Genomic DNA, 13569 nt, shown 5'->3' with positions numbered 1-13569 from the left:
TTGCGGTGAGAAAAAACTCAGGCTGCCTTTGAGCGAAACGGACTGCGCGCACGTAGATCGCCATCCAGACACGACCTTAACACCCCAATATCCCAAAAATATTGCCGGGTACGTATCAAGATTATGCGGATGCGCTGATGCGGGAAAGGAGGAAGCGCGTAGAGCGCTATGAAGCGGGGAAAACGGGCGGCGCGCTGAGGTCGTCGCCCGGAATAATTTACCGGACCGTCGTGCGCAGTTTGCGCTTCAGGCGCACGCTTGCCGCGACCAGCACGAAAATCAGCGCAAACGCGATCAGCGACCATTGCGGCAGCGACAGACCGAGAATCGGCGGATACGGCGTTTCGCACAGACCCGCGACTTTGAACACCTGCGGCAGCCAGCTTGCGGGCGGCAGACCGTCGACGATCGGCTGGAGGGCATCGAAACCGCAACTGAAGCCGGGATGCGATTGCACGTACACATGACGCACGGCGGTGGCGAGTCCGCCGAGCGCGGAAATCGCGACGAGCGTTTCCAGCAGCGCGATGCCGCGCCAGTTACGGAACGCCGCCCCGAGGAACGCGAAGATCGCGATCAGCACGAAAAAATAGCGCTGGATGATGCACAGCGGGCAGGGATCTTCGCCATGAAAGAATTGCAGATACAGCGCGCCGCCGACGAGACCGAGACTGACGAAACCGAGCAACACGAGCAGGCGTCGCTCGCGGCGCAGCACCCGGTCGTCCTGATGCATTGTGAAGTGATTCAAAGAGTTGTTCATTATTTCGCAACGATTCGAGAAGGAAGCACCTGAGTTGCGTGGGTATCGCGGTGAATTCTAGCGCGAACGCCCGATGCGCAAAATCAGCCGCGATATTCAGACGGTTTTCGGGCCGCTCAGCGCGTCGTCGCCAGCACGGCTTCGACCGCGCGTCCGATCGACAGCAAGGTGTCGTCGGCGTTCGGCGCGCCCGCGAGCATCAGGCCGGCGGGTGCCTCGCCGCGCGGATGGCAGGGCAGCGACAGCGCGCACGCATCGAGGAAATTGAAGGCGGTCGGATTGCGCAGAATCAGCGCATTGGTGCGCGTGAAGGCGTCGTCGTCGGTTTCCAGATCGGCGATGCGCGGCGGCAGCACCGGCACCGTCGGGCAGACGATCGCGTCGAACCGCTGCCAGAGCGTCGTGCGGGCCGCCTCGATCATCACGTCGCGCGCTTCGCACAAGTCGATGTAGTCGGCCGCGCTCGCCGCTTCCGCGCGCTTGAGACGCGCCAGCACGCGCGGATCGTATTCGTCGCCGCGCTCGGCCATCAGCTTCCGGTGCCACGCATACGCCTCGATTGCCACGAGCGGATAGCGGCTGATTTCCGGCAGTCGATCCAGCGGCGCGAAGCGCACGTCTTCCACCAGCGCGCCCGCGGCGGCCAGATGATTGATCGCCGCAGCGACCGCGCTCGCGACGGGCGCCTCGACGCCATCGGTCACGTAGTTCGTGAGCACGCCGAGGCGCACACCGTCGAGCGGGCGCGTCGCGGGCACGCCGGGGTCGCGTCCGGCGAGAATGCGGTCGACGAGCGCGCAGCACGCGACCGACACGCCGATCGGCCCGAACGAATCGAGCGTCTTCGAGAGCGGCACGCCGCCTTGCTTCGGAATGCGGCTCGCGGTCGGCTTGAAGCCCGTGAGGCCGCACAGCGCGGCGGGAATGCGGATAGAGCCGCCGGTGTCGGTGCCGAGCGCGACGGCGGCCATGCCGTCCGCCACCGACGCCGCCGCACCCGACGACGACCCGCCCGCGATGCGCGCGTCGCCCGGCACGTCGGCGTGCCACGGGGAGCGCGGCGTGCCGTAGTGCGGGTTCAGTCCGAGGCCGGAGAAGGCGAATTCGCTCATGTTGGTGCGCCCGACGATCACCGCGCCCGCGCGGCGCAGGCGCGCGACAGCGACGGCGTCGGCCTTGGCGGGAGCGGCATCGCGCAGCGCTTTCGAGCCGGCGCGCGTCACTTCGCCTTCGATATCGAAGAGATCCTTGATCGACACCGGAATGCCCGCGAGCGGCGAAAGCGCGGTGCCGGCGCGGCGCAGCGCGTCGTGGGCATCGGCGGCGGCGCGGGCGTGTTCGGCATCGACATGGAGGAAGACGGTCGAGCCCTGACCGGCAGGATCGGCGATGCGTTCGAGCGCCGCCTCGACGAGCGCGCGGCTCGTCGTGCGGCCGCTTTTCAGATCGGCGGCGAGTTGGGCAAGCGGGGCGAACTGCGGCGAAGTGGTGGGCATGGCGTCGGGCAGTGGCGTTGCCTCATGCGAGAAGGCCGGGCACGCCCGGCGCTTCGCATCGGCAGTGAGTGGATGGGCGCGCCGTGTCGCAAATCTGGGGCGTCCAAGGTGGCTGTCATTCTAAGCCACCGACGCCGATCGAACACCGCTCAGATCGTGCGCGAGAAACGGCGCAGGCTCGCCTGTCCCAGATAACGGTCGAATACCGACGCGACGTTGCGCACCAGCATGCGTCCGGCGGGCAGCACGCGGATCGCGTCGTGCGAGAGGTCGATGAGGCCGTCGTTCGCCATCGGCGCGAGGCGCGCGAGTTCATCGGCGAAAGCTGACGGGAATTCGATGCCGTGCGTCGCCGCGACATCGTCGAAACGCAGCTCGCCGCCGCACATGAGACGCATGATGACGTCGCGGCGCAGTTCGTCGTCGGCGCAAAGTCGCACGCCGCGCGTGATGGCGAGTTCGCCCGCATCGATCGCGGCGGTATAGTCGGCGAGTTCGCGGGCGTTTTGCGCGTAGACATCGCCGATCTTGCCGATCGACGATGCGCCTATGCCGATCAGATCGCAATCCGCGCGTGTGCTGTAGCCCTGAAAGTTGCGCTGTAGCGTGCCGGCTTCGAACGCGCGCGCGAGCTCGTCGCCGGGCAGCGCGAAATGATCCATGCCGATGTACACATAACCTGCATCGCACATGCGCGCGATCACGCGCTCGAGAATCGCGAGGCGCACGGCGGGCGAGGGCAGCGCGCTTTCGTCGATCTGCCGCTGCATCTTGAAGAGCGATGGCATGTGCGCATAGCCGAACACGGACACGCGATCGGGTTTCAGATCGATGATCGCGTCGAGCGTGCGCGAAAAGCTCTCGACGCTCTGATGCGGCAGCCCGTAGATCAGATCGACGCTCACGGACTTGAAACCGTTCCTGCGCGCGGCGTCGAGCACCGTCTCCGTCATTTCACGCGGCTGGATGCGATTGACGGCGCGCTGCACGCGCTCGTCGAAGTCCTGCACGCCGAGGCTCAGCCGATTGAATCCGAGTTCGCGCAGCAACGCGATGGTCGCCGGCGATGCCTCGCGCGGATCGACCTCGATCGAATATTCGGCGCGCTCGTCGGCGACGAGATTGAAATGCTCGCGCGTCGCGGACATCAATTCGGCCATCTCGTCGTGCGAGAGGAAGGTCGGCGTGCCGCCGCCCCAGTGAAGCTGCGTGACCGGACGCGAGGTGTCGAAGAGCGCGGCTTGCAGTGCGAGTTCGCGCTTCATCCGGTCGAGATAGGGGCGTGCGTGCGCGCGATTTTTCGTCGCGATCTTGTTGCAGCCGCAATAGAAGCAGACGGTGTCGCAGAACGGGATGTGGAAATACAGCGAGAGATCGGCGTTCGCTTTCGCCTTGCGCGCGGCTTCGCGATAATGCGCGGGGTCGAACGCGTCGGTGAACTGGACGGCGGTCGGATAGGACGTGTAGCGCGGGCCGTGCGCATCGTAACGCGCGAGAAGATCGGGACGAAAGAACGGAGCGGCGGCAGTCATGGCGGATCTCTGGGAATCGTCCGAGTGTAATCGGGCGATGAGCGCAACATTCGCGCGATAAAGTCGCAGCGATTTGACGAAGCGCAAAGATGAGGCGTGGGACAATATCGCTTCCTTTTGCGCGGTTCAGTGTCGCCATGTCGATCGATTCTTCGTCTCATGCCTGCAGGGAAGCGTGCGGTGCGTGCTGCATCGCGCCTTCGATTTCGAGCCCGATTCCGGGGATGCCGCATGGCAAGCGCGCGGGCGAACGCTGCGTTCAACTGGGCGATGATCTGCGCTGCAAGATTTTCGGCGATCCGCGCAGGCCGGCGTGTTGTTCCGGTTTGCAGCCGTCCGGCGAGATGTGCGGCGAGACGCGCGAATACGCGTTGACGTGGATCGAACGACTGGAAGCGCAGACGCGGCCCACGCAACTGTCCTGACGATCGGCGGTCGAAGTTCCGAACCGCGCCTCGCGGCGCAGACCTGAATAAAAGCTTTGGAGGATTACGCATGACGGAAACCGTCGCGCCGCTGCGGCGCCGGTTCGTGCTCGCAGGACTGTTGTCCCTGTCCGCACTTGCATTCACATCGGAGGCACAATCCGCCTCGAACTCGATATTCCCCTTCATTCCGGATCACTACACATTTTCGACGCAGCAGGTGCAGGAAGCGGTCGCGCGCAAGTTCCCGCTGCAACGCACGGCTTCCCAGATATTCGATGTCGTCCTTAGCAATCCGGTCGTCGGCATGGCGCCGGATCGCAATCGCGTGACGGTGCGTGTCGATGCGCGTCTGTCCACGCCCTTCATGCCGAATCCGGTGATCGGCGCGTTCACACTCTCGACGCAACTCGCCTACGACGCGCCGAGCCGTTCGGTCATTCTCGTTTCACCATCCGTTGACAATGCGCAGTTCAGTGGTGACGCCGCCCAGTACAACCAACAGATTGCATCGGTCGGCGCGCAACTCGCGGCGCAACTGCTCGACCGCTATCCGATTCACACGTTCAAGCCCGAGGAACTCCAGTTCGCCGGCGTGTCTTACGAACCCGGTACAATCACAGTCCTTACAAACGGCATACGTGTGCAGATTGTTGAGAAGTGAGTCGAAATCTCTGCGCAATGTGCTCCACAAGCAACGGCGATAACGGCGACAAGGGCTGAACGGATGGACTGGATATTGATGGTGAAGGCGCTCATTCTGGGCGTCGTGGAGGGCTTGACCGAATTTTTGCCGGTCTCGAGCACGGGGCATCTGATCGTGGCGGGCAGCTTGCTGAATTTCACCGACGCGCAATCGAAAACCTTCGACGTCGTCATCCAGTTCGGCGCCATTCTCGCCATCTGCTGGGAATATCGCGCGAAGATCGGCTCCGTGGTCACGGGCCTGCCCGTGCGCGCCGACGCGCGGCGCTTCACGCTGAACGTGATCATCGCGACCATTCCGGCCATCGTCCTGGGTCTGCTTTTCGAGAAGGGCATCAAGTCGGTGCTGTTCTCGCCGGTCCCGGTGTCGGTGGCGCTGATCGTCGGCGGCATCGTGATTTTGTGGGCGGAGTCGCGCCAGCGCGAACGCGCCGTCGCCCCGCGCGTACATTCCGTCGATGATCTTTCCTACTCCGATGCCTTCAAGGTCGGTCTCGCGCAATGCTTCGCGCTGATTCCGGGCACTTCGCGTTCCGGCGCGACGATCATCGGCGGGATGCTGTTCGGGCTCGAACGACGCGTCGCCACGGAGTTTTCGTTTTTCCTCGCCATTCCGATCATCTTCGGCGCGACGCTCTACGAAATGGCCAAGTACTGGCGCACGCTGACCGTGGACGATCTCGGGCTGTTCGCGATCGGTCTCGTCGCGGCCTTCGTCAGCGCGTTCGTCTGCGTGCGCTGGCTGCTGCGCTACGTCGCGTCGCACGATTTCACCGCGTTCGCGTGGTATCGCATCGGCTTCGGCCTGCTGATTCTGATCGTCGGATATAGCGGCGGCCTGAGCTGGGCCGACTGAGCGCGCTTTCGCCGCGCACCATGCAAAACGCCACGGCTTGCCGTGGCGTTGTTGTTTGTGCGCGGCGCTTTAGCGTCGTTTCAGCGGCGGCGGAACATCAGATCCCACACGCCGTGCCCGAGCCGCAGGCCGCGTCGCTCGAACTTCGTGACCGGACGGAAATCGGGGCGCGGCGCGTAGCCGTCCGCGGTGTTTTCCAGCGCAGGCTCGGCGGACAGGACTTCGAGCATCTGCTCGGCATAGTTCTGCCAGTCGGTTGCCAGATGGATATAGCCGCCCGGCTTCATGCGCGACACGAGCAGCGCGACGAACTTCGGCTGGATCAGGCGGCGCTTGTGATGACGCGCCTTGTGCCAGGGATCGGGGAAGTAGATGTGCACGCCGTCGAGACTGTCGGGCGCGATCATGTGTTCGAGCACTTCCACGGCGTCGTGCTGAAGAATGCGGATATTGCCGAGCCCTTGCTCGCCGATCAGCTTGAGCAGCGCGCCGACGCCGGGCTCATGCACTTCCACGCCGATGAAGTCATCGCCGGGACGCGCGGCCGCGATCTCCGCCGTGGTCGCGCCCATGCCGAAGCCGATCTCCAGCACGCGCGGCGCCTGTCGGCCGAAGAGCGCATCCCAGTCGCCGGGCTGCGGCGTGTAGGGCACGACATAGCGTGGACCGAGATCGTCGATTGCGCGCTGCTGGCCCGGCGATACACGGCCCGCGCGCGTGACGAAACTGCGGATGCGGCGATGGCGTAGCGCGGCATCTTCGCCGATGTTGACGTCGGGCTGATCGTTGCCGTCGGCGCCGGCGTCGTCGTGGGGATCGTGGTTCATGAGGCGATGCTGGAAACAGATGCGCGAAACTAAAAAGCCGCCCAAACGTGACTCGGGGCGGCTTTCGCTGGATTTCTGGAGCGGGCGATGGGAATCGAACCCACGTCTGTAGCTTGGGAAGCTACGGTAATGGCCATTATACGACGCCCGCATGAGACGGCTATTGTAAGCGCAACGCGCCGCGAGGCGCAATTGCGCCGGCGGCTCAGATCCCGAACAGCGTCATCGATACGGCGACGCGCGTCACGACCATCAACAGCACCTGCACGATCACGAACAGCAGGATCGGCGAAAGATCGATGCCGCCGAGCCGCGGCAGAATGCGCCGCAGCGGATCGAGGAACGGCGCGGTGATCTGATAGAGCAGCGGCATCGCCGGCGATTGCGGATTGAGCCATGAAAGCAGCGCCATCAGGATCGTCACCCAGATGATCAGATTCAGCGCCCACTTGACGACGGTCAGCAGCGCGACGAGCAGGAGGATCGGCACCATGAGCGTCGGATCGACGCCCGCGAGCACGACCATCAGCGTCACATACACAGCCGATGCGATGAACGCCGCGACAATGCTTGCCCAGTCGATCTTTCCGCCGGGCAGGATCTTGCGCAGCGGCAGGACGATCCAGTTGGTCGCCTGCATCACGGCGTTCGAAACCGGGTTGTAGGGCGGCATGCGCACGACCTGAATCCACGCGCGCAACAGAAGCGCCGCGCCGAACAGGGTGAACAGGGTGTTGAGCAGAAAACGGGCGATATCGCCGAACATCTCGGGTCCTCTAGGATGCGTGCGCAGTGTCGCGACTTGCGCCGGGTCGTATTGACGAAAAGTGAAGGAAAGCGGAGGCGCTAGCGGGTGAAGATCCGCCTGATGGTGGTCTCGGAGCGGCGGCCGCCTGTGCGGCGCGAATCGGGAATGCTGACCTTGATCATTGTTCGTTCTCTGGACTTGAATATCGTGCCGAAGCCAACGCGGTGCGCAGCGCATCGTGCGCGATCCGCGCGAATGCACCCGTGCCGTTCGATGAAGCTTCGCGATTCACTGCATGCGGCGACTCGAATTCCCCGCCCAGCAGGCGTGCCTGATGGGGTGCCGGTCGTCACCATAACATGGCTTTAATGCGGCTTGGGGACGTTGTCGCACGTGGCGGAAGCGATTCTCCGGACAATCACATGAAAGGCAAGTGAAAGTCGTTGGCGCTGCTGGTTTGGGCACCAGACGCCAGCATCTGAAAAACCCTAGTGTTGCCAATTTGAGACGATCGCGAAAAGGCGCATTTCACGCAAAACTGGCAGGATATAAATACGGATAGCGAAAGAGCGAATCGTCGCGCAGCGCGCTATTGTTTCTATTGGCAGCTTTTCCCCGGCCCCAAAGGGCATATTTTCTGCTGTGTGTGGTTAGACGCACATCGACGTGAAAGATTGGTTTCTTTGCGAACATCGAGGAACGGACAGGCGCTCAATACTAAACAGAACACGGATTCAGCGGGAGGCGGCACGCGGCCTGAGGCCGGCGCTCTCCCTTCAGGTTTCATTCGCTACGTTCGGAGGTCGCCATGAGCATTTTCTCTTATCGAAAGCATCTTCGATTCTTGAGCCAGGCCCAGCGACGTCGCTGGTGGGACCAGAAAAAGCGCCTGACGCCCCGGGTCGTGATCGGTGGGGCGTATGTTCCGCCAAATGTCACGCGTGAATTCGCTTATGTGAAAGTCGGCTGAAACGCGCGTCGTTTTAAGACTTTCGCGCAATACATTAAGAGCCCCGCCGGATGCATTGTCCGGCGGGGCTTTTTCGTTCATTTGTAAATATAAGTTACGCGGTTTTAAGCGCTCGAGCCGCGCGACGTCGCGCAGAGGGCGCAGACCTCCGCCGAACGGCCGATCCGGACGCACTCGCAAGCGACGCCGTCCTTTCAAATCCGCGTCGACGTTAAGGAACTTGCAATTTGCAACAAATGGCTCCTGCGACCGACCGTGTTTTTCGATAAATTGAGTTCATACCGTCGCTCGTGAGCCGTGGGAATCGGCCAACACGCGAAGCGGCGAGGAGAACGAAAGTGAAAAAGCTCGGTGGTTTGTTGGTTGCTGGTGCGCTCGGTGCCGGTTTCGTCGGTGCCGCGCAGGCGCACGTTTCAATTGGCGTGGGCATCGGGGTGCCGGCCTATCCGGTTTATGCCGCGCCGCCTGCACCTGTCTATGTGGCTCCGCCGCAGCCCGTGTACGTCGCGCCGCCGCCGCCCGTGGTGTATGCGCCGCCGCCTGCCGTTGTCGTGGGTGGCTACGGCGGTGGCTATGGCTACTACGGCCGTCCGTACTACCGGCATCACGGCTACTACCGTCATGGTCCGGGCTGGCGTTACTGATCGGCCCGAGCGACGAATCCAAAAAGGCGATGCGAGTTGGCATCGCCTTTTTTGTTTGAAGGGCGCTTTTGAATTCCGCTGATGGAACTGGGAGAATGGTGATCCCTTCACGACGCGCTCTCACGCCAATGTCCTCTCTTCCCGCCCCGACTTTCGATGACGTCGCCGATGCCGCCCGGCGCATCGAAGGCGTCGCCCATCGCACGCCCGTCCTGACTTCCCGCACCGCCGATGCCATCGCGGGCGCGTCGCTGTTTTTCAAGTGCGAAAACTTCCAGCGTATGGGTGCGTTCAAGTTTCGCGGCGCGTACAACGCGCTCTCGCATTTCGACGATCGGCAGCGCGCCGCGGGCGTGATCACCTATTCGTCGGGCAATCACGCGCAGGCGATTGCGCTGTCCGCGAAGCTCGCCGGCATCCGCGCGACGATCGTGATGCCCGAGGACGCGCCCGCCGCGAAAATGGAAGCGACGCGCGGTTACGGCGGCGAAGTGATCACGTACGACCGCTACACGCAGAACCGCGAGGAAATCGGCCGCAAGCTCGCCGAGGAGCGCGGCATGACGCTGATTCCGCCCTACGATCATCCGCATGTGATCGCGGGGCAGGGCACGTCGGCGAAGGAACTGATCGAGGAAACCGGTCCGCTCGATTATCTGTTCGTGTGCCTGGGCGGCGGCGGACTCATCGGCGGATGCGCGCTCGCGGCGGCGGCGCTGTCGCCGGACTGCAAGGTGATCGGCGTCGAGCCGGAAGCGGGCAATGACGCGCAGCAATCGCTCGCGCGCGGCGAGATCGTGCATATCGACGTGCCGCGCACCATCGCCGATGGCGCCGCGTCCACGCATGTCGGCGAATACAACTTCCCGATCATCCAGCGTCACGTCGACCGGATCGTCACCGTCAGCGACGCGCAGTTGATCGAGACGCTGCGCTTTTTCGCGCAACGCATGAAGATGGTCGTCGAGCCGACCGGTTGTCTCGCGGCAGCGGCCGTGCTGCAGAAGGTCGTGCCGGTCGAAGGCAAGCGGGTCGGCGTGATCGTGTCGGGCGGCAACGTCGATCTCGCGAAGCTGGCTCAGTTCGTCGCGTGACGCTGCATCGTCATGAAGTCGCGTTGACGATCAGATCGCGGTAGCCGTTGACGATCACGCTGTACGCGAAGTACGCGAAGAGCACGGCAGACATCACGTGGCACGCGCGCAGGAGCCGGGTTCCGGCGCGCTTCCTGCCGTGGCTCGCGAGCGTGCAGATGAAGATCGTCCAGCCGAGTCCGCCGCAGAAGAAGCCGATCAGAAAGACGGACGCGGGGACGGGGCTCGTCGCACCGGACTTCGCGATGAGCGCGCCGCCGACCGCCGCGAACCACAGGATCGCGCTCGGCGACGACACCGCGAGCAGGCATCCGCGCAAGAAGCTTTTCAAGTGCCGGGGACGCGGCACGGTGAGATCCGCTTCGCCTTCGACGGGCGGCGCGGACGCGGGATTGAGCGCCTCACGCGCCATCTTCCACGTCAGGAAGAGCAGCACGATCGCGCCGCCGATCCACACGACCCAGCGCACCGCGGAAAACTGCAGCAGCGCCGACATGCCCGCGAGCGCGAGCATCGCGTAGACGAGATCGCCGAAACACGTTCCCAGGCCGAGCACGAGCCCCGGTTTGAAGCCGTGCGACAGCGCGAGCGAAATGATCGCGACATTGGCGATCCCGATATCCAGACACAGCGACAGCGACAGAAAAAAACCGTCCGACAGCAACGACCACGAGTGCATATTTTTATTGATGGTTGTGAAGCGGGAAGCTCACGTCGAGACGGCCGGTCGGCACGTTCATCGTGTTGCGCGTGGGCGGATTGCGGAAGGCGGCGAGCGCGTCGCGCTGCTGTTGCGTGCCGATGCAAAGCGTATCGAGCACATGGACGACGACCGCGTTGAGCACCGACGTGTTGCCGTCCTCGACCTTCACCGCGATGCCGATCGGACCTTCATCGCGGCGCACGCCGATCGCATAGCTCGCATCCGCGCCCGTCTTGCCGACGAGCGCTCCGCCGAACGCCTGCATCAACAGCGTACAGAAGCGTCCTTCGCCCGCGACGAGTTCCGGATGCGACGTCATCGCGCGATGAATGCGCGCGAGCGGCGAGCCTTCCGGCGCGGCGGCGATCTTCCCGTAGAGCCGCGCGAGACGTTCGAGCGGGAACGCGGGCGTCGGCAGATTGCAGCCGTCGATGGCCCATTGCACGTCGTCGTCGGCGAGATCGACCGCGCGCGCGACGGTGTGCTTCACGCGCGCCTGCAGCGGATGATCGGGCAAGTGGTAATCAGCGAGCGGCGCGTTCATCGCCCGCGCGCCCGCGAGCATGCCGGCGTGCTTGCCGGAACAGTTGCTGCACGCGGCGGTCGGCGTGAAGTCGCGCCTGATCCAGTCCTTGAACACGGCGTCCGATATTGGCGGATGGCCGCCGCAGCGCAGATCGCTTTCGCTCGCGTTCGATTTGCCGAGCATCGCGAGCGCGCGCTCGATATGACGCGGCTCGCTGCTATGCGATCCGCACATCAGCGCGAGGTCTTCGTCGGTGAAGCCGAAGCGCTCAAGCGCGCCCGTTTCGATGACCGCGAGCGCCTGCGCGGGCTTCGCCGCCGAGCGCGGCAGCGTGACGCGATGCGGATCGCCGAAGGAATGCACGAGGCGCCCGTTCGCATCGACGACGGCGACGTGCGCCGCGTGCGTGTTCTCGATGACATCGCCTCGATAAAGCGTGGCCGCGATCATGATTTATCCAGTCCGATTTCAGTCCACAGCGCATCGACGCGACGCTTCACCGCTTCATCCATGACGATCGGGCGGCCCCACTCGCGATTCGTTTCGCCGGGCCATTTATTGGTCGCATCGAGTCCCATCTTCGAGCCGAGGCCCGCCACCGGCGACGCGAAATCGAGATAGTCGATCGGCGTGTTGTCGACCATCACGGTGTCGCGCGTCGGATCGACTCGCGTCGTGATGGCCCAGATGACTTCCTTCCAGTCGCGCACGTTCACGTCTTCATCCACCACGACGATGAACTTCGTATACATGAACTGCCGCAGGAAGCTCCACACGCCGAACATCACGCGCTTCGCGTGGCCGGGGTAGCTCTTCTTCATCTGCACGATCGCCATCCGATAGCTGCACCCTTCGGGCGGCAGATAGAAATCGGTGATCTCGGTGAACTGCTTTTGCAGGAGCGGCACGAACACTTCGTTCAGCGCGACGCCGAGCACCGCGGGCTCGTCGGGCGGCTTGCCGGTGTAGGTGGAATGGAACAGCGCGTCGCGACGCATCGTGATCTTTTCGACGGTGAAGACCGGAAACCACTCCTGCTCGTTGTAGTAGCCGGTGTGATCGCCGTACGGCCCTTCGAGCGCATGTTCGTATTTCGCCGCCGCGGACGCCGATGGACGCGGCGGCGCGCCTTCGGGCGCGGGCGGCGGCGTGCCGTCCTGCGGATAGATGAAGCCTTCGAGCACGATCTCGGCGCGCGCCGGCACCTGAAGCGTATCGACGCCCGGCGTCAGGCACTTCGCGAGCTCGGTGCGCGAGCCGCGCAAGAGGCCCGCGAACTGATATTCGGACAACGAATCGGGTACGGGCGTCACGGCGCCGAGGATCGTCGCGGGATCGGCGCCGAGCACAACCGCCACCGGATACGGCTTGCCGGGATTCGCGAGCGCGAATTCGCGGAAGTCGAGCGCGCCGCCGCGATGCGCGAGCCAGCGCATGATGAGCTTGTTGCGCCCGATGAGCTGCTGCCGATAGATGCCGAGATTCTGGCGCGGCTTGTTCGGTCCGCGCGTGACGGTGAGGCCCCAGGTGAGCAGCGGTCCGGCGTCGCCGGGCCAGCATGTCTGGATCGGCAGCCGGTTGAGATCGACGTCCTGGCCTTCCCACACCACTTCCTGGCAAGGCGGCGCGCTGACCGACTTCGGCGCCATGTCCCACACGGCCTTCGCGAGCGAGAGCAGTTTGCCCGCGTCCTTCAGGCCTCTCGGCGGCTCGGGTTCCTTGAGCGCGGAAAGCAGCCTGCCGACATCGCGCAACGAACTCAGCGCGGCGACATCACTGCCGAGGCTGACATCGGCGCCGCTCTGCGCCTCGGTTTCGATGCCCATGCCGAGCGCCACGCGCCGCGTCGTGCCGAAGAGGTTGGCGAGCACGGGCATCGTGTGGCCCGTGGGCGCTTCGAAAAGCAGAGCGGGCCCGCCCGCGCGCAACACGCGATCCGAGACTTCGGTGATTTCGAGAACGGGGGAAACGGGCTGCCGAATGCGGCGAAGTTCACCGATCGCCTCGAGGCGGGCAGTGAAGTCGCGCAGATCTTTGTATTTCATCGATGGTCGAAATTGGACTCGAAGCCGCCGGAGCACGAGACTCGACGGGCGGGACGGCTGCGCGCAAGGCGATTGTCGATTTTACCTGCGACAGCGTCGGTGCGTTGGGGGACATTCAGCAAATTCCGCTGGGAATCGCCCGTGAGACGTGGTTTTCGGGCGCTGAACGCTGTTCAATATAACTGTAAGTAATTGAAACACAAGTCTTTAGCATTGACGGATAATTAAACCCTGA

General features: G+C 63.9%; 14 protein-coding genes and 1 tRNA gene. 6 read left to right on the top strand and 9 right to left on the bottom strand.

What is annotated here, in order from left to right:
• Nucleotides 1–217: 217 nt before the first annotated feature.
• From ACEN42_RS11285 to hemN, 3 genes are all read right to left on the bottom strand, one after another.
• Complete coding sequence (locus ACEN42_RS11285) at nt 218–736, bottom strand: disulfide bond formation protein B (RefSeq protein WP_250483399.1); 519 nt, start codon at nt 734–736, stop codon at nt 218–220.
• Nucleotides 737–879: 143 nt separating this feature from the next.
• The gene (locus tag ACEN42_RS11280) at nt 880–2259 is read right to left on the bottom strand and encodes an amidase (protein WP_371879961.1); all 1380 of its coding nucleotides are present in this window, start codon (nt 2257–2259) and stop codon (nt 880–882) included.
• Nucleotides 2260–2408: 149 nt separating this feature from the next.
• Entirely contained in the window at nt 2409–3791 is a 1383-nt protein-coding gene (hemN, locus tag ACEN42_RS11275; protein ID WP_371879960.1) for an oxygen-independent coproporphyrinogen III oxidase, read from the bottom strand.
• A 137-nt stretch (nt 3792–3928) separates the two neighbouring features.
• On the opposite strand from hemN, the gene ACEN42_RS11270 reads away from it, so the two are divergent.
• The 3 genes from ACEN42_RS11270 (at nt 3929) to ACEN42_RS11260 (ending at nt 5777) form a co-directional block, all read left to right on the top strand.
• Complete coding sequence (locus ACEN42_RS11270) at nt 3929–4216, top strand: YkgJ family cysteine cluster protein (protein WP_238288168.1); 288 nt, start codon at nt 3929–3931, stop codon at nt 4214–4216.
• Nucleotides 4217–4286: 70 nt separating this feature from the next.
• Nucleotides 4287–4880: a DUF1439 domain-containing protein gene (locus tag ACEN42_RS11265; protein WP_371879959.1), complete on the top strand. Its 594-nt coding sequence runs from the start codon at nt 4287–4289 to the stop codon at nt 4878–4880.
• 63 nt (nt 4881–4943) lie between these two features.
• Nucleotides 4944–5777 (top strand): undecaprenyl-diphosphate phosphatase, encoded by an 834-nt coding sequence (locus tag ACEN42_RS11260; RefSeq protein ID WP_371879958.1) that lies wholly within the window; start codon nt 4944–4946, stop codon nt 5775–5777.
• An 80-nt stretch (nt 5778–5857) separates the two neighbouring features.
• On the opposite strand, the gene trmB is transcribed toward ACEN42_RS11260, so the two are convergent.
• From trmB to ACEN42_RS11245, 3 genes are all read right to left on the bottom strand, one after another.
• Entirely contained in the window at nt 5858–6604 is a 747-nt protein-coding gene (gene trmB / locus ACEN42_RS11255; RefSeq protein WP_371879957.1) for a tRNA (guanosine(46)-N7)-methyltransferase TrmB, read from the bottom strand.
• 76 nt (nt 6605–6680) lie between these two features.
• A tRNA-Gly gene (locus tag ACEN42_RS11250) sits at nt 6681–6755 on the bottom strand.
• 54 nt (nt 6756–6809) lie between these two features.
• Complete coding sequence (locus tag ACEN42_RS11245) at nt 6810–7370, bottom strand: YggT family protein (protein WP_035505394.1); 561 nt, start codon at nt 7368–7370, stop codon at nt 6810–6812.
• Nucleotides 7371–8160: 790 nt separating this feature from the next.
• Between ACEN42_RS11245 and ACEN42_RS11240 the strand changes: the two genes are divergently transcribed.
• From ACEN42_RS11240 to ACEN42_RS11230, 3 genes are all read left to right on the top strand, one after another.
• A complete protein-coding gene (locus tag ACEN42_RS11240) occupies nt 8161–8322 on the top strand; it encodes a hypothetical protein (protein WP_016344705.1) in 162 nt (53 codons plus the stop codon).
• A gap of 338 nt (nt 8323–8660) precedes the next feature.
• Complete coding sequence (locus ACEN42_RS11235; RefSeq protein WP_035505397.1) at nt 8661–8966, top strand: hypothetical protein; 306 nt, start codon at nt 8661–8663, stop codon at nt 8964–8966.
• A gap of 128 nt (nt 8967–9094) precedes the next feature.
• Nucleotides 9095–10060, top strand: coding sequence for a threo-3-hydroxy-L-aspartate ammonia-lyase (locus ACEN42_RS11230; RefSeq protein ID WP_238288165.1), 966 nt, complete (start codon nt 9095–9097; stop codon nt 10058–10060).
• Nucleotides 10061–10070: 10 nt separating this feature from the next.
• Here the strand turns inward: ACEN42_RS11230 and ACEN42_RS11225 are convergent, their stop codons facing one another.
• Genes ACEN42_RS11225 through ACEN42_RS11215 form a run of 3 tightly spaced genes read right to left on the bottom strand, consistent with a single transcriptional unit; the run spans nt 10071 to nt 13334 of the window.
• Nucleotides 10071–10739 carry a LysE family translocator gene (locus ACEN42_RS11225; protein ID WP_371879956.1) on the bottom strand — a complete coding sequence of 223 codons (669 nt, stop codon included), beginning with the start codon at nt 10737–10739 and terminating at the stop codon, nt 10071–10073.
• A gap of 4 nt (nt 10740–10743) precedes the next feature.
• The gene (locus ACEN42_RS11220) at nt 10744–11739 is read right to left on the bottom strand and encodes an asparaginase (RefSeq protein ID WP_371879955.1); all 996 of its coding nucleotides are present in this window, start codon (nt 11737–11739) and stop codon (nt 10744–10746) included.
• Nucleotides 11736–13334, bottom strand: coding sequence for a UbiD family decarboxylase (locus tag ACEN42_RS11215; RefSeq protein ID WP_371879954.1), 1599 nt, complete (start codon nt 13332–13334; stop codon nt 11736–11738). The genes ACEN42_RS11220 and ACEN42_RS11215 overlap by 4 nt, the downstream gene beginning before the upstream one ends.
• Nucleotides 13335–13569: the final 235 nt, after the last annotated feature.

The organism is Caballeronia sp. S22 (assembly GCF_964261745.1).
Taxonomy (GTDB): Bacteria; Pseudomonadota; Gammaproteobacteria; order Burkholderiales; family Burkholderiaceae; genus Caballeronia; species Caballeronia jiangsuensis.
The sequence above is the reverse complement of the archived record's forward strand: the minus strand, read 5'-3'. Positions and strand labels throughout refer to the sequence as shown.